This is a genomic window from Bacillus cytotoxicus NVH 391-98 (assembly GCF_000017425.1).
Lineage (GTDB): Bacteria > Bacillota > Bacilli > Bacillales > Bacillaceae_G > Bacillus_A > Bacillus_A cytotoxicus.
Window position 1 is genome coordinate 1,572,138 of sequence record NC_009674.1, and the last position, 22,847, is coordinate 1,594,984.

Annotated in this window: 18 protein-coding genes and 1 pseudogene; 16 read left to right on the top strand and 3 right to left on the bottom strand. The window is 35.1% G+C overall.

The genetic code is table 11. The annotated features are described in order from the left end of the window. Positions 1 to 154 precede the first annotated feature (154 nt). The 6 genes from nheA (at position 155) to BCER98_RS07725 (ending at position 6,308) form a co-directional block, all read left to right on the top strand. Positions 155 to 1,318 (top strand): non-hemolytic enterotoxin subunit A, encoded by a 1,164-nt coding sequence (gene nheA / locus BCER98_RS07700; protein WP_012093956.1) that lies wholly within the window; start codon positions 155 to 157, stop codon positions 1,316 to 1,318. A 39-nt stretch (positions 1,319 to 1,357) separates the two neighbouring features. Beyond that, the gene (gene nheB, locus BCER98_RS07705; protein WP_012093957.1) at positions 1,358 to 2,563 is read left to right on the top strand and encodes a non-hemolytic enterotoxin subunit B; all 1,206 of its coding nucleotides are present in this window, start codon (positions 1,358 to 1,360) and stop codon (positions 2,561 to 2,563) included. A 68-nt stretch (positions 2,564 to 2,631) separates the two neighbouring features. Beyond that, a complete protein-coding gene (gene nheC / locus BCER98_RS07710; protein WP_012093958.1) occupies positions 2,632 to 3,693 on the top strand; it encodes a non-hemolytic enterotoxin subunit C in 1,062 nt (353 codons plus the stop codon). A gap of 137 nt (positions 3,694 to 3,830) precedes the next feature. Continuing rightward, entirely contained in the window at positions 3,831 to 4,778 is a 948-nt protein-coding gene (locus tag BCER98_RS07715; protein WP_012093959.1) for a sugar-binding transcriptional regulator, read from the top strand. Positions 4,779 to 5,043: 265 nt separating this feature from the next. Continuing rightward, the gene (gene deoC, locus BCER98_RS07720) at positions 5,044 to 5,715 is read left to right on the top strand and encodes a deoxyribose-phosphate aldolase (RefSeq protein WP_012093960.1); all 672 of its coding nucleotides are present in this window, start codon (positions 5,044 to 5,046) and stop codon (positions 5,713 to 5,715) included. Positions 5,716 to 5,912: 197 nt separating this feature from the next. Next, positions 5,913 to 6,308 (top strand): cytidine deaminase, encoded by a 396-nt coding sequence (locus BCER98_RS07725; protein WP_012093961.1) that lies wholly within the window; start codon positions 5,913 to 5,915, stop codon positions 6,306 to 6,308. A gap of 102 nt (positions 6,309 to 6,410) precedes the next feature. Here BCER98_RS07725 and BCER98_RS07730 read toward each other — a convergent pair whose 3' ends face one another. Beyond that, positions 6,411 to 6,596: a YkvS family protein gene (locus BCER98_RS07730; RefSeq protein ID WP_012093962.1), complete on the bottom strand. Its 186-nt coding sequence runs from the start codon at positions 6,594 to 6,596 to the stop codon at positions 6,411 to 6,413. 350 nt (positions 6,597 to 6,946) lie between these two features. Here BCER98_RS07730 and topB point away from each other — a divergent pair, with 350 nt between their 5' ends. Both topB and chrA read left to right on the top strand, forming a co-directional pair. Then, entirely contained in the window at positions 6,947 to 9,091 is a 2,145-nt protein-coding gene (gene topB, locus BCER98_RS07735) for a DNA topoisomerase III (RefSeq protein ID WP_012093963.1), read from the top strand. A gap of 611 nt (positions 9,092 to 9,702) precedes the next feature. Continuing rightward, positions 9,703 to 10,659 (top strand): annotated as a pseudogene (gene chrA / locus BCER98_RS07740) (chromate efflux transporter); the annotation flags it as partial. 163 nt (positions 10,660 to 10,822) lie between these two features. Here chrA and cudC read toward each other — a convergent pair. Next, on the bottom strand, positions 10,823 to 11,365 hold the full coding sequence (gene cudC, locus BCER98_RS07745; RefSeq protein ID WP_012093965.1) for a choline uptake/conversion transcriptional regulator CudC: 543 nt from the start codon (positions 11,363 to 11,365) through the stop codon (positions 10,823 to 10,825). A 280-nt stretch (positions 11,366 to 11,645) separates the two neighbouring features. Between cudC and betB the strand changes: the two genes are divergently transcribed. From betB to BCER98_RS07785, 8 genes are all read left to right on the top strand, one after another. After that, entirely contained in the window at positions 11,646 to 13,118 is a 1,473-nt protein-coding gene (betB, locus tag BCER98_RS07750; protein ID WP_012093966.1) for a betaine-aldehyde dehydrogenase, read from the top strand. Between the two features lie 32 nt (positions 13,119 to 13,150). Beyond that, complete coding sequence (locus tag BCER98_RS07755; RefSeq protein WP_012093967.1) at positions 13,151 to 14,359, top strand: iron-containing alcohol dehydrogenase; 1,209 nt, start codon at positions 13,151 to 13,153, stop codon at positions 14,357 to 14,359. A 528-nt stretch (positions 14,360 to 14,887) separates the two neighbouring features. After that, positions 14,888 to 15,580, top strand: a complete 693-nt coding sequence (locus BCER98_RS07760) for an FMN-dependent NADH-azoreductase (RefSeq protein ID WP_012093968.1) — start codon at positions 14,888 to 14,890, stop codon at positions 15,578 to 15,580. Positions 15,581 to 15,955: 375 nt separating this feature from the next. Continuing rightward, a complete protein-coding gene (locus tag BCER98_RS07765; protein ID WP_167527338.1) occupies positions 15,956 to 16,795 on the top strand; it encodes a helix-turn-helix transcriptional regulator in 840 nt (279 codons plus the stop codon). 92 nt (positions 16,796 to 16,887) lie between these two features. Further along, a complete protein-coding gene (locus BCER98_RS07770; protein ID WP_012093970.1) occupies positions 16,888 to 18,360 on the top strand; it encodes an aldehyde dehydrogenase family protein in 1,473 nt (490 codons plus the stop codon). A 94-nt stretch (positions 18,361 to 18,454) separates the two neighbouring features. Next, entirely contained in the window at positions 18,455 to 19,879 is a 1,425-nt protein-coding gene (locus BCER98_RS07775; protein WP_012093971.1) for a class-III pyridoxal-phosphate-dependent aminotransferase, read from the top strand. Between the two features lie 207 nt (positions 19,880 to 20,086). Then, entirely contained in the window at positions 20,087 to 20,218 is a 132-nt protein-coding gene (locus tag BCER98_RS23355) for a hypothetical protein (RefSeq protein WP_012093972.1), read from the top strand. A gap of 290 nt (positions 20,219 to 20,508) precedes the next feature. Beyond that, positions 20,509 to 21,510, top strand: coding sequence for an AI-2E family transporter (locus BCER98_RS07785; RefSeq protein ID WP_012093973.1), 1,002 nt, complete (start codon positions 20,509 to 20,511; stop codon positions 21,508 to 21,510). Between the two features lie 256 nt (positions 21,511 to 21,766). Here BCER98_RS07785 and BCER98_RS07790 read toward each other — a convergent pair whose 3' ends face one another. After that, complete coding sequence (locus BCER98_RS07790; RefSeq protein ID WP_012093974.1) at positions 21,767 to 22,711, bottom strand: L-lactate dehydrogenase; 945 nt, start codon at positions 22,709 to 22,711, stop codon at positions 21,767 to 21,769. Positions 22,712 to 22,847: the final 136 nt, after the last annotated feature.

The following is a 22,847-nucleotide window of genomic DNA, read 5'->3' on the forward strand; positions in this document are numbered from 1 at the left end:
GCTTTTTAGTAAATTCAAGTTTGTGTTGTATTTTCAATTTCGTAAATAGGAAGAGAGTGCAAGGGCTGAATGTTAATTGTCCCTATTTATGAAGGGTAACAACTGAATCTGTATAAAAAATAAATTGTTAATTTATACATTAGGAGGAATTAAAGTGAAAAAGACTTTAATTGCGGGGTTATTGGCTACAGCAGCATCTACAAGTTGGTTTACTGATGTAAACGCTTACTACGAAGGGGAGCAATCTGGATTACAGCCAATGTATGCACAAAATGTAATGACTCCAAATACATTTTCAAATTCAATTAGAATGTTAGGAGCGCAGTCCCCGCTTATACAAGCATATGGATTGATTATTTTGCAGCAACCGGATATTAAGGTGAGCGCGATGAGTAGTTTGACGAATCATCAAAAGTTTGCAAAGGCAAATGTTCGAGAATGGATTGATGAATATAATCCAAAGTTAATTGATTTAAATCAGGAAATGATGAGGTACAGCATAAGGTTTAATAGCTATTACAACAAATTATATGGATTAGCGGAAAAAATAAATGAGGATGAACAAGCAGCGGTCGATTTTACAAATGCCTATGGAAAACTTCAAGGGCAGGTACAAATGATTCAGGATAATATGGAACAAACATTGTTTGAGTTAAACAGGTTTAAAGCACTGTTAACGAAAGATAGCCAAAGCTTATCACAAAAGGCCGATGAGGCTATTCAATCATTGCAAGGGGCAAATGGAGATATTGTTAAGATAAGAGCAGAGATAAAAAGAATACAAGAAGAAATTCAAACAGACCTTAGTGATATTTTAAATCGGCCACAAGAAATCGTCAAAGGATCTATTCATATAGGAAAAAAAGTATTTACAATAACAAATCAAACAGCGCAAACAAAAACGATAGACTTTGTTTCAATTGATTCTTTAAGCGATGAAATTGTAAATGCTGCGGATAGTCAAACAAGAGAAATAGCCTTACGGATTCAACAAAAGCAAAAAGAGTTACTACCGCTAATTCAAAAATTAGCAAAAACGGAAGCAGAGGTAACAGAAATTACTTTTGTTGAAGATCAAGTAAGCAGCTTTACGGAGCTCGTTGATCGACAAATTACAACTTTAGAATATGTATTAAATGATTGGAAAGTATTGAATCAGAATATGATCCAAATCAAAACAAATATTGACTCTGGAACATATACAAACGGTAGTCTGCTTCAAAAGCATTTCAATCAGCTAAAGAAATCTAGCGATGAGATAAAAAAACAAACGAGTCAATTTGAAGATTACATTACGAACGTCGAAGTACATTCGTGAAAAAAGCATACATATTGCATGATTAGGGAGAGAAAGAAAATGAATAAAAAACCTTCTAAAGTAATGACTTTATCAGCACTTATGATGGTGTTTGCAGCAGGAAATATGATGCCAGCGCATACTTTTGCAGCAGAAAATATGAAATCAGTTTCAGTTCATGCGGTGGCGAAAGCATATCATGAATATGAAGAGTATTCACTAGGTCCAGAGGGATTAAAAGATGCAATGGAACGCACTGGTTCGAATGCTTTAGTAATGGATTTATATGCTTTAACAATAATAAAACAAGGAAATGTTAGTTTTGGAAATGTAACAACGGTTGATGCTCCTTTAAGGGCAAAAATTGTGCAGCACCAAAATACAGCGCGAAGTAATGCAAAACAATGGTTAGATGTATTGAAGCCGCAGCTTATTTCTACAAATCAAAATATCATTAATTATAATACGAAATTCCAAAATTATTATGATACTTTAGTGAAAGCTGTAGATACGAAAGATAAAGCAACTCTGACAAAGGGATTAACAAGGTTGTCTAATAGTATTACAGAAAATAAAGAACAAGTTGACAAGTTAGTAGAAGATTTGAAACGATTCCGGAATAAAATGACAGCAGATACACAAAACTTCAAAACGGATGCAAATCAAATTACATCTATTTTAGCTAGTCAAGACGCAGGAATTCCACTATTGCAAAGTCAAATCACAACATACAATGAGGCGATGAGTAAGTATAATGCACTTATTATTGGTTCCTCTGTAGCCACAGCTTTAGGCCCAATTGCGATTATAGGTGGTACAGTTGTCATCGCCACTGGAGCGGGAACGCCGTTAGGAGTGGCACTAATCGCAGGCGGTACAGCAGCAGTAGGTGGAGGTACAACGGGAATTGTTTTAGCAAAAAAAGAACTTGACAATGCACAGGCAGAAATTCAAAAAATAACAGGTAAAATTACTACTGCACAATTAGAAGTAGCAGGGTTAACAAATATTAAAATGCAAACAGAATATTTAACAAATACAATTGACACTGCGATTACAGCGTTACAAAATATTTCAAATCAGTGGCATACAATGGGAGCAAAATATCATTCATTACTTCAAAATGTAGATTCTATTAGTCCTGAAGAGCTTGTGTTTATGAAAGAAGATCTTAGCATCGCAAAAGATAGCTGGAAAAATATTAAAGATTATGCGGAGAAAATTTATGCTGAGGATATTCAAGTAGTAGATAGGGAAAAAGTATAATGCTCTTTTAATTTATATATTTTTATGTAACAATTTATAATATGTGCAATAAAGAATAGGGGAAAAATATGTACAAGCATTTCTATCAAAAATGTCTATTATCTATCATGATTATTGGAGTCACAATAAATCATGCATTTCCTCTGCATTCTGTTGCCGAAGAACAAAAAGGTGCAGGAAATGATTCTCTTGGTCCAGCAGGCTTTCAAGAGGCAATGGTGCAAACAACATCAAGCATTTTTGCAATGGATTCATATGCAAAATTAATTCTTGATCAACAAGAAACAGATTTACATAAGATAAACTCCATTCACGGTGATGTAAGACGAGATATAATCCAACATCAAAGAGATGCAAAAATGAATGCAACAAATTGGACCCATCAAATGAAACCACAAATTATGAAAGTGGATCAAAAGATTATCGATTTTCATACTATTTTTCAAGCGCAATACAACAGCATGCTATTGGCAGTTGATCAGAAAGATCGTGACACATTAAAAGCGAATTTAGAAACATTGTATACGAACATTTTACGCAATCAAAAGGAAGTAGATGCTTTATTAGAGGAGTTAAAAGCGTTCCGGGAGAGAATGGTGAAAGATACAACTCGTTTTAAAAATGATGCGGATCAATTAACTGCGATTTTGGCAAGTACAAATGCAGGGATTCCAGCGCTAGAGCAACAAATTCAGACATATAATGATTCTATAAAAAAGAGCAATGACATGGTCATAGCTGGAGGTGTACTTTGTGTGACTTTACTTACCTGTCTTGCAGGTGGACCGATGATTGCTGTGGCTAAAAAAGATATTGCAAATGCTGAGCGAGAAATCGCGAATGTAAAGGCAAAAATTTCTGGAGTACAAGCGGAGATTGCCATTTTAACAGACGTGAAAAATAAGACAATAAATATGACAGAAACAATTGATGCCGCAATTACAGCGTTACAAAATATTTCAAATCAATGGTATATAGTAGGGGCAAAATATAATAACTTATTGCAAAATGTAAAAGGAATTAGCCCTGAAGAGTTTCATTTTATTAAAGAAGATTTGAATGTAGCAAAAGATAGTTGGAGGGATGTAAAAACATATACAGAAAAACTGCACGAAAGCATAAAAAAGTAGTAGATAGAATCTACTGCTTTTTTTGTCTTCGTTTTGATAGAGGGGAGGAAAGGTCGAATAGTCGAAATTTCGAGAATAAACCTGTATAATGCTTGTAATGAAAGGGAAATACAGGAAAGGATATGTAATGAGTTACTATGGATAAAGAAAAACAACAATTAAGTGTTGAAGTTGCAAGATTATATTATCAATCTGATTATAGTCAACAAGAGATTGCCAATAAGCTGAATATTTCAAGGCCAACCGTTTCAAGACTGCTAAAGTATGCAAAGGAAAAAGGCTTTGTTCAAATTACAATAACAGATCCATTTGCTAATTTAGACAATGTCGGAAATTTACTGAAAGAAAAATATAATTTGTTAGAAACACATGTCGTATTTTCTCCTGTACCAGAATATGCAACAATAACAGATTATATTAGCAAATATGCTGCTGAATATATGGAGAAAACGGTAAAAAATGGAGATATCGTTGGGGTAAGCTGGGGAACGACGATGTATGAAATCGCTCGAAAAATGGCACCGCAGCCTGTAAAGGGAGTAGAAGTAGTTCAATTAAAGGGGGGCATTAGTCATTCGAGTGTAAATACATATGCAAATGAGACGATTGCTTTATTTGCAGATGCTTTTCAAACAACGCCAAGAAATTTACCGCTTCCTGTTATATTTGATAATGCGATAACGAAGGAACTAGTAGAGCAAGATAGACATATTCATCATATTATTGAAATGGGGAAACAAGCGAATATTGCTATTTTTACTGTTGGAACTGTGCGTGATGAAGCACTGTTATTCCGGTTAGGGTATTTGGATCAGGACGAAATGGATCTCTTGAAAAAGCAAGCAGTCGGTGATATTTGTTCACGCTTTTTTGATAACGATGGGAATATTAGTAGTGAGGACATTAATCGGCGTACAATTGGAATTGAACTAGAAGAATTAAAATTAAAGAAACGTTCGATTCTTGTTGCAGGAGGTTCGCGAAAAGTAAAGGCAATCGACGGTGCATTAAGAGGGAAATATGCGAATATCTTAATTATAGATCAGCATACAGCAAAAGAATTATTACATTATCAAAAAGATTAAAATAAGGGCTTTCTCAAACCTATTATTTTGGGAAAGGCTTTTCCATATACAGTTCATTTTAATATAAGAAAATAAGAGGATAATACTTTATGAAGTATGGAAAAGAAGGCTCCTTGGTGGATTGTTCTTTTCAAAAACTAGAGATTTCGTCATGATAGTTCTTGATTTTTAAAAACGATAAATGAACATAATTTCAAAAGCGTATTTACATGTGTTCAAATGAGGGTTAAAATGGAGTTGTTAAAAGAGATAAGGAGTGAAAGATATGAACATTGCAAAGTTAATTGATCATACAGTTTTGAAACCGAATTCTAAAAAAGAAGATGTAATGAAAGTCATTGAAGAGGCAAAGAAATATAATTTTGCTTCCGTTTGTATTAATCCTACATGGGTAAAATTAGCTGCTGAAGAATTAGCAGGACATGATGTGGATGTTTGTACTGTGATTGGATTTCCATTAGGTGCAAATACGACTGAAACAAAAGTATTTGAAACAAAAGATGTAATTGCTAAAGGTGCAACGGAAGTAGATATGGTAATCAACGTAGGTGCTTTAAAAGATGGTGATGATGAATTCGTTGAAAAGGATATTCGTGAAGTTGTACAAGCAGCAAAAGGAAAAGCACTTGTTAAAGTTATTATCGAAACATGCCTATTAACAGATGAGGAAAAAGTACGTGCTTGTGAATTATCAGTGAAAGCTGGTGCAGATTTTGTAAAAACTTCAACAGGCTTCTCAACTGGTGGAGCGACTGCTGAAGATATCGCATTAATGCGTAAGACAGTAGGACCAAATGTTGGGGTAAAAGCATCTGGTGGCGTTCGTACACGTGAAGATGCAGAAAAAATGATTGAAGCTGGTGCTTCAAGAATCGGAGCTAGTGCAAGTGTTGCGATTGTATTAAATGACGAAAAAGGCGCTACAGACAATTATTAAGTAAAAAATAGATAAGGAGCAATAGATACACATATAGAGTATCTATTGCTTTCCCATTTAAAAAAGTGTAAGCGGATACGAAGGAGGGGGAGGTTTGTTATAAAATATGTTCTAAGTATCGCTTGATTAGCAAGTAATATATAGAAGGAAAGTGAAATTTCATCTTTAGAATATATCGGGTTTAGGGAGGAAATAACATGGATAAAAAAAAGTATATTGAAGCAGCAACAAAGATGCTAGAAAAAGCTTACATTCCATATTCTAAATTTCCTGTTGGTGCGGCACTCGTTACAAAAGAAGGTAAAATCTATACGGGTTGTAATATAGAAAATGCATCATATGGATTATGTAACTGTGCTGAAAGAACGGCGATCTTTAAAGCGGTATCAGAAGGGGAACGTCATTTTAGCTATTTAGTAGTTACAGGTAAAACGGATGGGCCTATTTCACCATGCGGAGCTTGTAGACAAGTGATTGCGGAATTTTGTGATCCCAAAATGCCAGTATTATTAACAAATGTCAAAGGTGATGAAAAGGAAGTAACAGTTGAGCAGCTATTACCTGGTGCATTTTTAAACGGCGATTTAGTTTAATTTCATTTTGATAAGATAAAAGAGAGCCGAAAATTTTCATATAAATATCGGCTCTTTTTACGTGCTAAATGCTATTCATTTAGCAGAATTAGATTTTCCGAATTACAAATTTCCATTCAGTATCTTATAATTTTTGTGATTGACTACTGTTCTATCGAATTCAAAAGTGCCACCGCTTATATTTGTGATTTCAACTAATACAGATTCACTGTATAGTTTCACGACTGAGCCTGTAATGGTAACATTTCCACGCTCAAATTGTATCATATCTCCAACATTTGCTTTCATAGAACCACCCCAATGAACAGAAATATTTTTATATTATATACATTAAAACATGAATTGTTGCATTCGTGAATATTTAATTGCATTTATTAAAGGAAAAGAACTATAAGATAGAAAAAATAAAAGAAAGTTTATTTTGAATTTCGTTTTTTCTATACGTATTCTCTAAACTTGGCAATATGACCGTTATATCAAATCATGAGTTTCTATTGTGAAGGCGGAAAGAATAAGCGTATAATATATAGGTCTTATACATAAATACATTGCGAATGATAAAAAGAAAGATTTATGTATCATCGCTTTTAACAGATCAAATGAAAAGTAACACTGGAATTTAGATAGGGAGTTATAAAATGAAATTAATTATTGCCGAGAAACCAGATCAAGGTTTAGCTCTTGTTTCACAATTTAAATACCGCCGGAAAGATGGGTATTTAGAAGTAGAAGCAAATGAGTTATTTCCAAATGGAGCTTATTGTACATGGGCAATTGGTCATTTAACGCAGTTATGTAATCCAGAACATTATCACGCTGAGTGGAAAAAATGGTCGCTTGATACGTTACCGATGATTCCAGAGCGTTTTCAATTTGAAGTAACAAAGTCGAAATATAAACAATTTAATGTGGTGAAACAGCTGTTACATAATCCGCAAGTGACCGAAATCATTCATGCAGGTGATGCAGGACGTGAAGGGGAACTGATTGTGCGAAATATTATTAACCTTTGTAATGTGCAAAAGCCGATGAAACGTCTTTGGATCTCATCTTTGACAAAACAGGCTATTTATCAAGGGTTTAAAAACTTACTTGATGAATCAGATACGATCAATACGTACTATGAAGCATATACAAGATCTTGCGCCGATTGGGTCGTTGGCATGAATGCATCGCGCGTCTATAGCATTTTACTAAAGAAAAAAGGAATGAATGATGTTTTTTCTGCTGGACGTGTTCAAACGCCAACATTAGCGTTAATTGTAAAACGTGAAAAAGAAATAGAAAACTTTAAATCAGAACCGTTTTGGGAAGTGTTCGCAACCTTTAATATTGAAGGTAAGAAATATGAGGGTAAATGGGAAAAAGATGGTGAATCCCGCTTAAAAGACCCTGATATGGCGAATAAAATTGCCGCTTTTTGCCAAGGAAAACCAGCTGAAGTAAAAGAAGTGAAAACGGAGCGCAAGGAATTTCAGCCGCCGCTTTTATTTAATTTGTCATCGCTACAAGCAACGGCGAATAAAGCATTTAAATTTTCACCGAAAAAAACGTTAGATATTACACAAGCGTTGTATCAAAAAGGGATTGTTTCTTATCCTCGTTCTGACTCGAACTATGTAACACAAGGTGAGGCAGCAACGTTTCCTGATATTTTGCAAAAGTTAAGTCAATTTGATGAATATAAAGGGGTGTTGCCAGCCCCAATTGAATCGATTAGGAATAATAAGCGTTATGTGAATGAAAAGAAAGTGACAGATCACTATGCGATTATACCGACAGAACAAGTTACGAATCCAAATAAGCTATCTGGTGATGAAAAGAAAATTTACGATATGATTGTAAGAAGACTGATTGCCGCTCATTATGAAGTTGCTATTTTCGACTATACAACAATAACAACCCTTGTAGATGGACGGGCTGAATTTATTTCAAAAGGGAAACAACAAATTCAAGAAGGATGGCGGAAAGTCATCTTTCAAGATGATAAGGACGATGAAACGATCCTTCCAATTGTTACAGAAGGGGAAGAAGGAAAAGTTGTAAAAGTGAAAGTAAAAGAAGGAAAAACGCAGCCGCCGAAGCGTTATACAGAAGGGCAATTGATTACGTTAATGAAAACGGCAGGAAAATATTTAGATAATGAAGAGCTTGAAAAAGTGTTAAAGAAAACAGAAGGGTTAGGCACGGAAGCGACTCGGGCTGGTATTATTACAATGCTGAAAGACCGTAAATATATAGATGTGAAGAAAAACCAAGTGTATGCAACGGATAAAGGGAAAGTACTTATTACAGCGATTGGGGATAAAATTTTAGCTTCACCAGAAATGACAGCAAAGTGGGAGCAACGTCTTGCAGAAATTGGAGAAGGAAAAGCATCACCAGCGACTTTCATGGAACAAACGAAGAAGCTATCTGCAAAAATTATTGAAGATGCAATTGAAATGTCTGAGAAATGGGATTTCACAGGCTTAGATGTAGAATCGATTGAACGAAAAGGATCAAAATTTACAACGGGGAAAAAAGTAGGGAAATGTAAAAAATGTGATGGCGATGTGATCGATAAGTCTACTTTTTACGGTTGTTCGAACTATAATACAACAAAATGTGATTTTACAATTTCAAAAAAAATATTAGGCAAAACAATCTCACAAAAAAATATGACAAAACTATTGAAAGGTGAACAAACTGACTTAATTAAAGGATTTAAGAAAAATGATAAAACGTTTGATGCAAAGTTAGAATGGAAAGATAATAAAATAAACTTTGTGTTTGAAAATTAATAGTTGTTAACTAATAAAAAAGTGTTTTACGAATATGAAATGACAAAAATAATACGTCTATGCATTTTTGAAAATAAACCCCTGATTCCCTTTGAATGAGCTGGACCACTGATGTGAGACAGGAGTAAAACACCTACGCTACCTGTTCCCTATACTCAATCGGGGACAGGTAGTTTCATTTTTTAAACGGTTATATGTGATTAGAATCATGCAGGAAATGATTCCCTTTTTCTAGTACGATAGAATTTGTAAGACATTCCTTTTTTGGTTGTAGCATTCTTCGGACTTTATGGTGGAGTGGAAGGATTCGATGACGGCATGATCGAAGCGGTTTCCTTTCCGAGACATGCTTGTGATAATGCCTTTTTCTACGGTTAAATGCTGAAAAACATTCTAATGATTTGAATGTATTACTTTGTAAAATTTATGTAAAAGTTTTTAATGCTAAATTGAAAAAACGATATATTAATGCTACATTAATTACGAATTTCGACATTTAGCCTTGGTACGTTATACTCTATTCTTCATGCGATGGACTTTTGAAGAAAGAAGAGCATAATGTAGCCGGAAACATTAGAAAATATGATACAGCGACTGAAAAAGGACGTGTAATGAAGAAAATAACGCCTCAAAATAAATTGAAAACTTTATTAGAAATATTGCTTGTTTCTACTAGCCTTGGACTTACATCTTTCGGAGGACCGACCGCACATCTAGGTTATTTTCATGAAGAGTATGTTCGCAAAAGAAAGTGGATGGATGAAAAAAGTTATGCAGATTTAGTTGCTTTATGTCAATGTCTACCGGGACCTGCGAGTAGTCAAGTGGGGATTGGAATTGGTGTCATGCGTGCAGGTATATTGGGAGGAATTCTTTCTTTTATCGGGTTTACTCTTCCTTCTGTGATAGCATTAGTCCTATTTGCATATATACTACAAGATTTAAATATGAGAGAAGCTAGCTGGATTCATGGTTTGAAAATTGTAGCCGTCGTAGTAGTAGCACATGCGATTTTAGGAATGGTTCAAAAGTTGATACCGGATTTACACCGGAAAGCTATTGCATTATTCTCTTTAGTGGGAACGCTATTATGGCAAACGGTTTTTACACAAGTAGCAGTCATTTGTTTATCCGGTCTGATCGGCTATTACATTTATAAAAAACAAGTGGACAATGATGAATCAAAACGAAACTTTCCAATCTCTCGAAAGGAAGGATTCATTTGTTTATCATTGTTTTTTGGGTTACTTATTTTCCTGCCAATCCTAAGAGAAATTACATCATTGAATTGGATTGCAATGTTTGATAGTTTCTACCGTTCAGGTTCTTTAGTGTTCGGTGGAGGTCATATTGTTTTACCTTTACTTGAGCGTGAATTTGTTCCGACAGGATGGATGGATCAATCTTCGTTTTTAGCGGGTTACGGTGCTACTCAAGCTGTACCTGGACCGTTATTTACATTTGCAGCATATATTGGTGCTATTATCAGTGGATGGCAAGGGGGATTCATTGCAACGATCGCTATTTTCTTACCAGCATTCCTTCTTATATTAGGGGCATTACCTTTTCGGTATCAGTAATGGTTGAGGAGGACAAACTTTTTGTGAAAGCTTGGACACGACAAAGATGGCGGAAAATGCTGTAATACATGTCAGTGTTCGAAATTTTAAAATGCACCTGAGGATGAGTTTTCCAAACGATTTTGATTCAAATCACCCTCAGTAACATTTTTCACGATTTATCTTCTATAGGAATCAATTCGAAAATACTCTCATCTTTTATAGAATCTACTAATTTTTGTAGCCATTTATAATAAGCACGCGATTCTTCTAATTGCTCATAAATCTGCTTTGCATGGGCTTTGATTTCTTCTGACTCTTCCTGATTATTCATCACTTCTCTCAATATTTTTTGAGACTTTCCTAATGCGTTCAAATTTATCTTTACCTCTCTTTCCCATTTATGAGAAAAGAAATGAGTGAAAAATTTAAAAAAGTCTTTTTCGGCTACATAAGTATGCTTTCTACTCCCTTTAGTAAAGGTCATTTTGACAATATCAAAGTCTTGTAGCTTTTTTACACTTGTGCTCATACTAGGTTTACTCATTCCTAGTCGTTCACGCATTTCATCTAAATTCATATCATCTTCAAAGTACATGGTTCCATATAATGTTCCTGCACTTCGTGTAACTCCATACAGATCCATTGTTTCAGCAATTGAATCAATTACGAATGTTTTTGCCTTTTCAATAGCCTCATATCCTTTATCGTCCATCTTATAAAAAACCTCCTAGTAGAGAAAAGTCAAATCGTTAAGAATATAAAGTTTATTTTGAACAATGTTTATATTAACGTATTACAGAAAAATGTCAAAAAAATACGTCGATAAATAAATTTTTTATACTTGATAATCCTTTATATGCCGAAGGGTTATAAAATTCTAAATTTAATTTTTATTTTGACAACATTTTTTGCGTATGTTACGTTAATTTTGTTAAAAACGTTAAGAAAAAACTTAACAAATTTAACTTAGTGATTTTCAAAGGAGTGATTGCATGTCTCTAAAAACAATGTATATAAACGGAGAGTGGGTAGAGTCCATTTCTGGAAAAACGAGAAACATCATCAATCCCTTTAATCAAGAAATCATTGCAACTGTAACTGAGGGAGACAAAGAGGATGCCAAGCTCGCGATTAAAGCGGCACGTGCAGCATTCGATCAAGGTGATTGGGCCAGTACGCCTGCGAATGAACGCGGAGAACTTGTTCAAAAGATTGCGGAGCTCATTCGCCGAGATAAAGAAGAATTGGCTAAGCTAGAAACCTTAGATACAGGAAAAACATTAATTGAAAGCCAAGCGGACATGGATGACATCGTCAATGTATTTCAATACTTTGCAGGTCTCGCTGATAAGTATGGCGGAGAGATTATCTCTTCTCCTATTCCTAATTCTCAAAGCCGAATTGTTCGTGAACCTGTTGGAGTTTGTGCTCAAATCACACCGTGGAATTATCCTTTACTTCAAGCAACATGGAAAATTGCGCCTGCGCTAGCTGCAGGAAATACAATTATTGTGAAACCGAGTGAAATTACGCCACTAACGACTATAAAAGTATTTGAATTAATGGAAGAGGCTGGTGTGCCAAACGGAGTAGCTAATTTAGTATTAGGTCCTGGATCGACAGTAGGTTCAGAATTATCTAGTAATCTAGATGTCGATTTTCTTTCTTTTACTGGAGGGATTGAAACAGGGAAGAGAATTATGCAAGCGGCTAGCAGTAATGTAAAGAAAATTGCACTTGAACTCGGCGGGAAAAACCCGAATATTGTATTTGCGGACGCAGATTTTGAAGTAGCAGTAGATCAAGCGCTCAACGCAATTTTTTATCATGCTGGCCAAGTGTGTTCAGCGGGAGCACGCTTACTAGTTGAAGAAAGTATTCACGATGAATTTTTACAAGCTGTTGTTAACCGTGCAAAAAATATAAAATTAGGAAACGGATTTGATAAAGATACGCAATGTGGCCCTCTTATCTCAATGGAACATCGTGCGAAAGTAGAAAGATATGTAGAAATTGGAAAGCAAGAGGGAGCACAATTAGTTCTTGGCGGGGAACGTCCAGAAGATCCAGAACTTCAAAATGGATTCTTTTATAAACCGACAATTTTTGCAAACTGCCATTCACAAATGCGAATTGTTCAAGAGGAAGTGTTTGGACCAGTTTTAACGGTGGAGCCTTTTAAAACAACAGAAGAAGTTCTACAACTTGCGAATGATACGATTTATGGGCTAGCAGGAGCTGTATGGTCAAAAGATATTGAGAAAGCTGAGTTTGTTGCTTCACGTCTTCGAATGGGAACGGTTTGGATTAATGATTTCCATCCATATTTTGCTCAAGCACCTTGGGGCGGGTATAAACAATCTGGTTTTGGACGTGAATTAGGAAGCAACGGGCTGGAAGAATATACTGAAATCAAACATATTTATCGAAATACGAAACCGGAAGCAATTAACTGGTTTAAATAAAGGAATGAAGAAAAAACAGGGGGTTGTCATGTATGAGTTTAAATATGAAAGTTGAACAGATGTATAAGTTCCATCAATTTGAGGTGCCTACAGCGATTAAGCATGGAATTGGATCTATTCGCCATATAGGAAAAGAAGTCAAAAATTTAGGTGTATCAAAAGTATTGCTTGTCACAGATCCTGGAATTTTTAACGCAGGTGTTGTTGATCCTGTTATGAAATATTTAAGGGAAGAAAATGTAGAGGTAGTTATATTTCATAAGGTTGAACCGAATCCGCCAGTACGTTTAGTTGCTGAAGGATCTGCTCTTTACAAAAAAGAAGGCTGCGATGGGCTCGTTGCAGTCGGTGGTGGTAGTTCAATGGATACAGCAAAAGCGATTGGGGTGGAAGCAACACATGAAGGATCTATCTTAGAATATGAGGCAGCGGAAGGGAAAAAACCACTTGAGAATCGAATTCCACCATTGACAACTATTCCAACTACAGCTGGAACAGGCTCCGAAGTAACGCAATGGGCTGTAATTACAGATGAAGAGCGAGAATTTAAATTTAATACAGGGGGACCACTTATCGCTGCACATCTGACCATTATTGATCCTGAATTACATATATCTATGCCACCACATGTAACAGCTATGACAGGTGTTGATGCTTTAGCACATGCGATTGAATGTTATACAATGAAATATGCGCAGCCTATTACAGATGCGGTTGCATTAATGGCGATTGAGTATGCATCAAAATATATTTACCGCGCATTTGCAGACGGTGAAGATTTGGAAGCTCGTTACGGTATGGCACAAGCAGCAATGTTAGCAGGGCTATCTTATGGAAGTGAATCCGCAGGTGCTGCACATGCGATGAGTCAAACATTAGGCGGAATTATTCCGGTTGCCCATGGACAATGTGTTGCAGCTATGATGGGTCCAGTTATGGAATTTAACTGGAAAGGAAATCCTGAAAAGTTTGCACGTATTGCGCAAGCGGTAGGAATTAATACGCATGAATTATCGACTGAAGATGCAGCGAAAGCGGCAGTAAATTGGATGTATGATCTCGTAGAAAATCTAGAAATACCTACACTTGAAAAACAAGGTGTACCAGCTGATATGATTGAGCGCCTAGCCAAAGAAGCGATGAAAGACCCTCAAACGGTTGGGAACCCGCGTGACTTAACAGTAAAAGATTATGAATGGATATACAAAAGATGTTTTAATCTAGTTCCAAAAACTGTATAGAGGAAAAGAAACATAAAAGGATCTGCTTCTTATGAATGCAGGTCCTTTTGTTATAAGAGAAAATCTGTATTCATTATATGAAATGAAAAGGAATTTTTCTTTAATCGCTTGAAACGGTACTTGTTTCATTAAACTGGAAAGTTGAATAGAAAATCTATCCCCGCTTTATTTTTATTTCCACGATTAGGAATCGGTAAGACTTCTACCTCAAAATTCAGAGAGAAGCAAGGAAGATAGGTGAGGGCTAACAATCAGTGGAGGATGAAAAAAATGTACTGCTTCAAGGTTCACCTTATTATTATAACAGGTTTAAAAAATATTTTTAATTTGAGAATTTAAATCTTATTAAAGGTTACTTGAGTATACTTACTGACGTAAGGTAATAAAACATTTTTGCTTCAACTTAGATAAAGTGTAAATCAGAATACAATAAGAAGATTCTGACAATAAAAGATAGAATCTTTTCTTAGAATAAGTTTTTTTAAGTTGATGAATAATGAATATAAAAAGGAAGTTTAGGTGAAGAAAATGGGGGTATTTCGTTCATTATTTGGTAAGAAAGAAGAAATGAAAAAAGTAGAGGAGACAAAAACAATGTCAAAAGTATTATTTGTGAAAGCAAATGACCGTCCTGCAGATCAAGCAATTAGTTCAAAAATGTATGAAACATTTGTAAGCACGTATAAGGTAGCAAATCCGAATACAGAAGTGGCAGAGTTAGATTTATATGAATTGAATCTTCCATATTACGGAAATGATGCGATTGCAGGTGGGTATAAACGTAGTCAAGGACTAGAATTAACAGTAGAAGAAGAGAAAGCTGTTGCGACAGTTGATAAATATTTAAATCAATTTTTAGAAGCGGAAAAAGTTGTATTTGCCTTCCCATTATGGAACTTTACAGTACCAGCACCATTAGTTACGTATATTTCATACCTTTCTCAAGCTGGAAAAACATTTAAATATACAGAAAATGGTCCAGTAGGATTAGCTGGTGAGAAGAAAGTAGCTGTACTAGGTGCTCGTGGTTCTGATTACTCTTCTGAGCCAATGGCTTCTATGGAAATGGCTGTGAACTATGTGACAACTGTACTTGGATTCTGGGGCATTACAAATCCAGAGACAGTAGTAATTGAAGGGCATAATCAATATCCAGATCGCTCACAGCAAATTGTTGAAGAAGGATTAGAAAAAGTTAAGAAAGTAGCTGCAACATTTTAATTGAGAAGTAATGAAAGTAAAAAAATCAACATGGTTAGCCATGTTGATTTTTTATATGTATGAGAACTGTTGTTTAGAAAAGAATCTCTATCCGAAAAATATATATGTATTTAAGAACATGAACAGTTTCCCATATCAGTCTCTCTTGAAATAATAAAGCACAAAATTTCCTTTTCAATGATATAAAGAAAGAAAACGAATTGTACGTTTGAAAGTCTGATTTACTTCCATATGAAAGTGGCGTTGGTAACTTTGTATTGCTTCTAGAAAGTTATGGATAGTAAAATGGACAACAAGAAACATGAGAAGGGAAATATGTGTAAGACAGCACCATTAAATTGTAAAAAAACAAAGAGTTTTACAGGGGAGGAGAGTATGTTGAGTATTTTTCAACATATAAAAACGTATCAATATTTTCCATTTCAGCCTGAGTTTGAAGGGATGGCAGACTATTATACAGAACATCGAGAAAAAAATATATGGAATCAAACAGTATTATTATTTTATCAATTTCGTCTAAAAAAAGATTTGCATCATGCTGTTTCAGTGGTTCCTGATGGGTGTATAGATATATTATTCGGTTGTAATGAACAGGATTGTTTTGCAAATATATGTGGAAGTGTCATTCGTAGTCGAATGATTCATCTGCAAGCTGGCAGTGAATACTTTGGTGTAAGGTTCCTGCCATATCAAGAGGTACTTCGTTCAAACTATATGGTAAAAGAAATAGTCGATAAAGAAGTACCTTTAATTGATATGATTTCTATTCAACATACAACTATAGAAAAAATAATACTTGCAGAAGGGTTTCAAGAAAGAGTGGGATTGTTTAAAGAGTTAATTGGTAAAGTTGTTTTTCCCTCAGACGGTTCAATGAACATAATAGGACAAGTGCTAAATAAAATTTATGAATCAAAAGGAAATATGAACATAAGTCAGTTGGCGGGTAAGGTGGGATATTCAACGAGATATATACGAAAGCAATTTAAAGAATCTATTGGAATCTCTCCAAAACGATTTAGTCAAATTGTAAGATATCAATCTGCTTTAAATATGTTGCTTAAAATGAAGAACTTTACCATTTGGGATATCATCAATGAAAATGGTTATTATGATCAAGCGCATTTCATTCATGAATTTAAAAGTTTTGGCTCGTTAACTCCAAGGGAATATACTGAAAAGTTTTTTGGAAAGTTACGTTGTGACGTAGAGTAGTTGGTTAAATTATCAGAATGTTCCGTTTTTTACAATCAATATGGACGGTAATTGGCTATTATTTTCTTAAGTTTAGAGGGGGAGGGGATCGTATGTTAAAGACATATCAATTATTTATAAATGGCAAGTGGGTAGATGCGGTATCGGGAAAAACATTTGAATCCATTAATCCTAGTACGGGAGCAATACATGCCATTGTAGCAGAAGCTGGTAAGCAAGATATTGACTTAGCTGTAAAGGCTGCTCGCAATGCTTTTGAATCAGGAACATGGTCCAATATGGATCCGAGTGAACGAGGGAGGCTTTTATATAGAGCGGCGATGCAAATGAGAGATAAGTTAGATTTTTTTGCTGAGATAGAATCGATGGATAACGGTTTACCTATTAATGAGACAAAATACATTGCTATACCAGCAACGATTGATGTATTAGAATTTTACGCTGGCTTAGCAAATAAAGTACAAGGTGAAACATTGGCTTCACCAAAAAATCGTTTGAATTATACATTGAAAGAGCCACTTGGGGTAGTTGGGGCTATTGTGCCGTGGAATTTTCCGCTTCTGCTTGCGATGTGGAAATTAGCACCAGCTTTAGCAGCAGGAAATACGATTGTTATTAAGCCAGCAGAACAAACACCTGTTAGTATTTTAGAATTAGCAAAAATTTTTCAAGAAGTCGGTATTCCAGACGGTGTAATAAATATTGTTCCGGGGTTTGGAGATGAAGCTGGAGATGCATTAGTAGCTCATCCAGAAGTTGACAAAATTGCTTTCACAGGTTCTACTCGTACAGGTCAACTCATTATGCAAACAGCAAGCAAGAAATTGAAACCGCTATCATTGGAGCTTGGAGGGAAATCGCCGAATATCGTTTTTGAAGATGCCAATTTAGAAGATGCAGTAAATATGTCGGCCTTCGGTATTTACTTTGCACAAGGGCAAGTCTGTGCAGCAGGTTCGAGGTTATTTGTTCAGGAGTCGATTTATGATACATTTATGGATCTTTTTGTGAAAAAAGCGAAGTCTATTCGCATTGGAAATCCTCTTGAAAGGACAACACAAATGGGGCCACAAATTTCAGAAAAGCAGTTGAAGCAAATTGAACAATATGTAGCAGTTGGACTTGATGAAGGAGCTAATTTAGTAACCGGTGGTAAACGATATCTAGAAGCTGGAGATGGTTATTATTTTACACCAACTATTTTTGAAAATGTTAGCAACAAAATGACGATTGCTCGTGAAGAAATTTTCGGACCTTTTGTGTCGGTGATTCGTTTTAAAGATGAAGAGGATGCGCTAATGAAAGCAAATGATACGGTTTATGGACTTGCTTCTGGCGTATGGACAAACGATTTAAAACGAGCACATCGTATGGCGCGCAATATAAAAGCGGGAACAGTATGGGTTAATACGTATAGTTTTTTAGATAGTGCAGCGCCGTTTGGGGGCACAAAACAAAGTGGGTTCGGCCGAGAGCTAGGGGTGCAGGCAATGGAGATGTACACGCAGACTAAACATGTGTGGGTTGATTTAAATGAGAGAGCTTTAAACTGGTATGAAGGATAAATGATTATAGGAAAATCAGGGGCATCAATTGAATGATTGGTGGAAGTCATATTTTAGCTATAGCATGCAGGGAATAACAAGAGGGGGAAATGATATGAGTAAAATAGATTGGCAACAAGTATTAGAGTGGGATAAAAAATATATCATGAGAACTTTTTCGACCCAAGAAGAATATGAGCCGATTCCAATCGCGACTACAGAAGGCGATTATTTAATTTTGCCAGATGGCACAAAGTTGTTAGATTGTTTTAATCAATTATATTGTGTAAATGCTGGTCAAAAGAATGAGAAAATTAATAATGCGATTAAGGACGCTCTAGATCGATATGGTTTTTTACAAGATGCTTACGTGACAGATTATAAGGCAAAGGCAGCGAAAATGATTATTGAAGATGTATTAGGAAATGAAAGTTGGCCAGGGAAAGTTCGTTTTGTTTCTACTGGAAGTGAAGCGGTAGAGACAGCACTTATGATTGCTAGATTATACAAAAAGCGTCCCCTTGTTGTAACGAGAGAATATGCTTATCATGGCTGGACAAAAGGGGCTTCATCAATGACAAGGTTAAAGGGGAGTAAAAGTGGGGTGACGGAATCAGTTCCTGATTCACTTCCGCATCATGTACCAGCTCAAGACAGTGGACTTGTTGCCGTAGCACCTTCTCCTAATTGTATGCGCTGTTCACTTGGCCATAAATATGGTACTTGCCAGGATGAAAATGGTGAACTCGCTTGCGTGAAATATACGAGACGTATTATTGAAAATCAAGGGCCAGAACAAGTTGCAGCAATCATTACAGAAGTTACACAAGGAGCTGGCTCTGTTCAGCCGCCAGATGAGTATATTCCACAAATTCGTAAAATGACGAAAGAACTTAATATTTTATGGATTGCTGACGAAGTGCTGACAGGGTTTGGAAGAACAGGGGAATGGTTTGCATATCAGCATTATGATGTCGAGCCTGATATCGTATCAATGGCAAAAGGAATTTCTAGCTCAGCTATTCCAGCAGGTGCTGTCGTTGTAAGTAAAGAAATTGCGGAATTTATGGATCAATATCGATGGGAGACAGTTTCAACGTATTCAGGGCATCCAATCGCTATGGCTGCGGTATGTGCAAATTTAGAATATATAATGGAAGAAAATTTGGTAGAGAGAGCTGCAGCGGCTGGACAGTATATAAAACAAAAATTATTGGAGTTAAAGAAAAAACATCAATCAATTGGACAAATCGCTGGGTATGGGGTTTTATGGCTTGTGGAACTTGTAAAAGATGAGCAGATGACACCTTTTGTTGAAATAGATAGAAACTTTACTCATGAAGCAGACCCAAGTACGTTTCCTTCCAATATTATTAGAGAAAAAGCGATTGAAAAAGGAGTATTAATCGGTGGAGTAATGCCGAATACACTTCGCTTTGGAACCTCGTTAAATGTAAGCCGTAAAGACATTGATAAAGCTATAGATGCGCTTGTTTACGCGCTGATTTATTTAGAAAGGCAAGTATTACAAATAAACTGAAAGAATAGGATAAAAGTATGAAGTAAGGATATTGATGGAGGAACAAAATGAGTAGGAGAAGTAGTTCTTCTTAAAGTTCAGAAGAGAAGTTATGTAAACATAGCTTCTCTTTTTATATGTAGAGAAGTATGAACTTATGATTGAAAAGGAAAAATAGAATACATCATGTGTTATACGTAGTGGATTTTTAGAGAAGGATGTGTCGGAATGAAGAAGGATAAGAAATATACAGTCGTAGGCACTGACATTGAAGAAGTGAAACGATTAAATAAAAACTCAGGGTTAACATATAATCAAGTAAAAGAATTATTAGTGAAACAGATGAAAACAAAGCTATAAACATTATGTTTATGGCTTTGTTTATATTTGACCGGTATAAAGTAGAATTCCCCTTAGTGAGTACTTCATTTTCCACTGATGATGAATTCTCGCCAAGCGAGCTATTTACGAAAAAGAATGTGTATAGATATCATGAATAAGTAATGAAAAGATAAAGAAAAAAGAGGATTCTTTTCAATTTATGAGAAAGATTGTCTACAGGAATTCATAATATGTAGTAATATGGCAATAGATAGACCTGTATTTCAATATATGAATATCAATCCATTGAAGGGGGAGAGTAATTTGTCATGATTCAAGTAAAAAACTTTTTTCAAAGTAGAGGATTTCAACGATTCATTGTATTCGTCATATTAGCGTTTTTATTATATGGATTAAAAAGTATGATTAATTTAATATTAATCACTTTTATTCTGACTTTTTTAATGGATCGATTTCAACGATTTATTTCAAACAAGTTAAAAATAAATCGAAAAGTAGTGATTGCTTGTTTATATAGTGTTTTAGTAACGTTTATTGTCACAACATTATATAAATATTTGCCGGTATTAACGATACAAATTTCTCAGTTAATTTATCAGTTTAAACTGTTTTTTCAGCATCCACCTGATAATGAGATCATTAAATATGTACTTTCAACAATTAATCAAATGGAAGTATCAAAATATATTGAACAAGGTGTAGATGTCATTTACCAGTCTGTGGCGAACATTGGAAAAGTTAGCTTGCAAATTTTATTATCTCTTATTTTAAGTTTATTTTTCTTGCTAGAAAAAGAACGAATTATTACGTTTACGTCTAAATTTAAAGAGAGTAAATTAAAGATTTTTTATGAAGAAATTGCCTATTTTTCTCAACGGTTTGCACGGTCATTTGGAAAAGTGATTGAAGCACAGTTTTTAATTGCGATCGTAAATTGTATTCTCACGGTCATTGCACTTGTTTTTTTAGGATTTCCCCAGCTTCTCGTATTAGCAATTATGATTTTTTTACTTGGCTTAATTCCTGTTGCTGGTGTTATTATTTCATTGTTTCCACTTTGTATCATTGCCTACAATATCGGTGGAATAATGTACGTTGTATACATATTAATTGTGATTACGGTTATTCATGCTCTTGAAAGTTATTTTTTAAATCCAAAATTTATGTCTGCAAAAACGAACTTACCCATTTTCTATACATTTATGATTTTAATCTTCTCAGAGCATTTTTTAGGAATATGGGGTCTTATTATCGGAATTCCAATCTTTATTTTCTTATTAGATGTATTTGAAGTAAATGATGAAGAATAGTTAAGAAATGAAAAGAATACGTATGTTTCCAGCGAACGAAAACACACCTAGACGTTTGAATGTATAAAAATACGTAAAAACGGACTCCCGAACATAAGTGGGAGTCCGTTTACTTAAAGGATATCGATGGAGAGTATTTAAGTACGATCAAATTGCTACTTTCATTTCTAGTATTCACTCTCTATTTTAACAAATTTACAAAAAACGCTTCATCCCCAAGCGTTTTTTGATTACGATACATGTAGCTGATTCTCGATTAAAGAACAGGAGCCATTGTTTCTTTTAATACTTGAACAGAATGATCGAATTGTAATTCTTCTTGCGCATTTAATTCAACTTCTAATACTTCGCGAACACCTTGGCGGTTTAGAACAGCAGGCACACCGATATAGACGTCTTTTTGTCCATATTGTCCATCCAAGTAAGCAGAGACTGTTAATACGCTGTTTTCATTGTTTAAAATTGCTTTTGTAATGCGCAACAGAGACATGCCAATGCCGTAATACGTAGCGCCTTTACGTTCAATAATATGATAGGCAGCATCGCGAACTTTAATGAAGATTTTATCTAATTCTTCTTGATTATGTTCATTATCTTTGTCTAAAATCGTTTGTAGTTTTTGAACACCAACTGATACGTGACTCCAAACCGGAAGTTCTGTGTCACCATGTTCACCAATGATATAAGCATGAATATTATGAGGAGCAACGTTGAAATATTCTCCTAACATATATCGGAAACGTGCAGAATCTAAAGTCGTACCAGAACCGATGACACGTTCCTTTGGTAATCCTGACTCTTTCCATGTTACATAAGTTAAAATGTCTACAGGATTCGTAGCAATTAAGAAGAGGCCATCAAATCCATTATCCATAATACTACGTACAATTTGTTTGAAAATTTTTGCATTCTTTTCAACTAAATCTAAACGAGTTTCACCTGGCTTTTGTGGTAAACCAGCAGTGATTACAACAAGGTCGGCATTTTTGCAATCTTCGTAGCTTCCTTTCCAAACTCTTGTCGGTGCTGGAGCGAAAGGAACCGCATGACTTAAGTCCATTGCTTCTCCTTCTGCTTTCGCTTCATTTACATCAACTAAAATAAATTCTTCAGCAACGCCTTGGTTAATCATACAGTAAGCATAACTACATCCTACCGCTCCAGTTCCCACTAATACAACACGATTAATACCTTTTTTCATATACCAATTCCTCGCTATTTCAATAATTTTGATATGTACAAATGGACTCTGCTTATACAGATTCTCATCTAGTTTATGACATTACAAAAAAGATATTCATTAGGTTCTTTGTTAAGCGATCATTATTCAGATGGTG

Excerpts from the sequence above, each read along its gene's own strand:
- nheB (WP_012093957.1), top strand. The coding sequence starts at position 1,358 with ATGAATAAAAAACCTTCTAAAGTAATGACTTTATCAGCACTTATGATG.
- nheC (WP_012093958.1), top strand. The coding sequence starts at position 2,632 with ATGTACAAGCATTTCTATCAAAAATGTCTATTATCTATCATGATTATT.
- BCER98_RS07715 (WP_012093959.1), top strand. The coding sequence starts at position 3,831 with ATGGATAAAGAAAAACAACAATTAAGTGTTGAAGTTGCAAGATTATAT.
- deoC (WP_012093960.1), top strand. The coding sequence starts at position 5,044 with ATGAACATTGCAAAGTTAATTGATCATACAGTTTTGAAACCGAATTCT.
- BCER98_RS07725 (WP_012093961.1), top strand. The coding sequence starts at position 5,913 with ATGGATAAAAAAAAGTATATTGAAGCAGCAACAAAGATGCTAGAAAAA.
- BCER98_RS07730 (WP_012093962.1), bottom strand. The coding sequence starts at position 6,596 with ATGAAAGCAAATGTTGGAGATATGATACAATTTGAGCGTGGAAATGTT.
- topB (WP_012093963.1), top strand. The coding sequence starts at position 6,947 with ATGAAATTAATTATTGCCGAGAAACCAGATCAAGGTTTAGCTCTTGTT.
- cudC (WP_012093965.1), bottom strand. The coding sequence starts at position 11,365 with ATGGACGATAAAGGATATGAGGCTATTGAAAAGGCAAAAACATTCGTA.
- betB (WP_012093966.1), top strand. The coding sequence starts at position 11,646 with ATGTCTCTAAAAACAATGTATATAAACGGAGAGTGGGTAGAGTCCATT.
- BCER98_RS07755 (WP_012093967.1), top strand. The coding sequence starts at position 13,151 with ATGAGTTTAAATATGAAAGTTGAACAGATGTATAAGTTCCATCAATTT.
- BCER98_RS07760 (WP_012093968.1), top strand. The coding sequence starts at position 14,888 with ATGGGGGTATTTCGTTCATTATTTGGTAAGAAAGAAGAAATGAAAAAA.
- BCER98_RS07765 (WP_167527338.1), top strand. The coding sequence starts at position 15,956 with ATGTTGAGTATTTTTCAACATATAAAAACGTATCAATATTTTCCATTT.
- BCER98_RS07770 (WP_012093970.1), top strand. The coding sequence starts at position 16,888 with ATGTTAAAGACATATCAATTATTTATAAATGGCAAGTGGGTAGATGCG.
- BCER98_RS07775 (WP_012093971.1), top strand. The coding sequence starts at position 18,455 with ATGAGTAAAATAGATTGGCAACAAGTATTAGAGTGGGATAAAAAATAT.
- BCER98_RS23355 (WP_012093972.1), top strand. The coding sequence starts at position 20,087 with ATGAAGAAGGATAAGAAATATACAGTCGTAGGCACTGACATTGAAGAA.
- BCER98_RS07785 (WP_012093973.1), top strand. The coding sequence starts at position 20,509 with ATGATTCAAGTAAAAAACTTTTTTCAAAGTAGAGGATTTCAACGATTC.
- BCER98_RS07790 (WP_012093974.1), bottom strand. The coding sequence starts at position 22,711 with ATGAAAAAAGGTATTAATCGTGTTGTATTAGTGGGAACTGGAGCGGTA.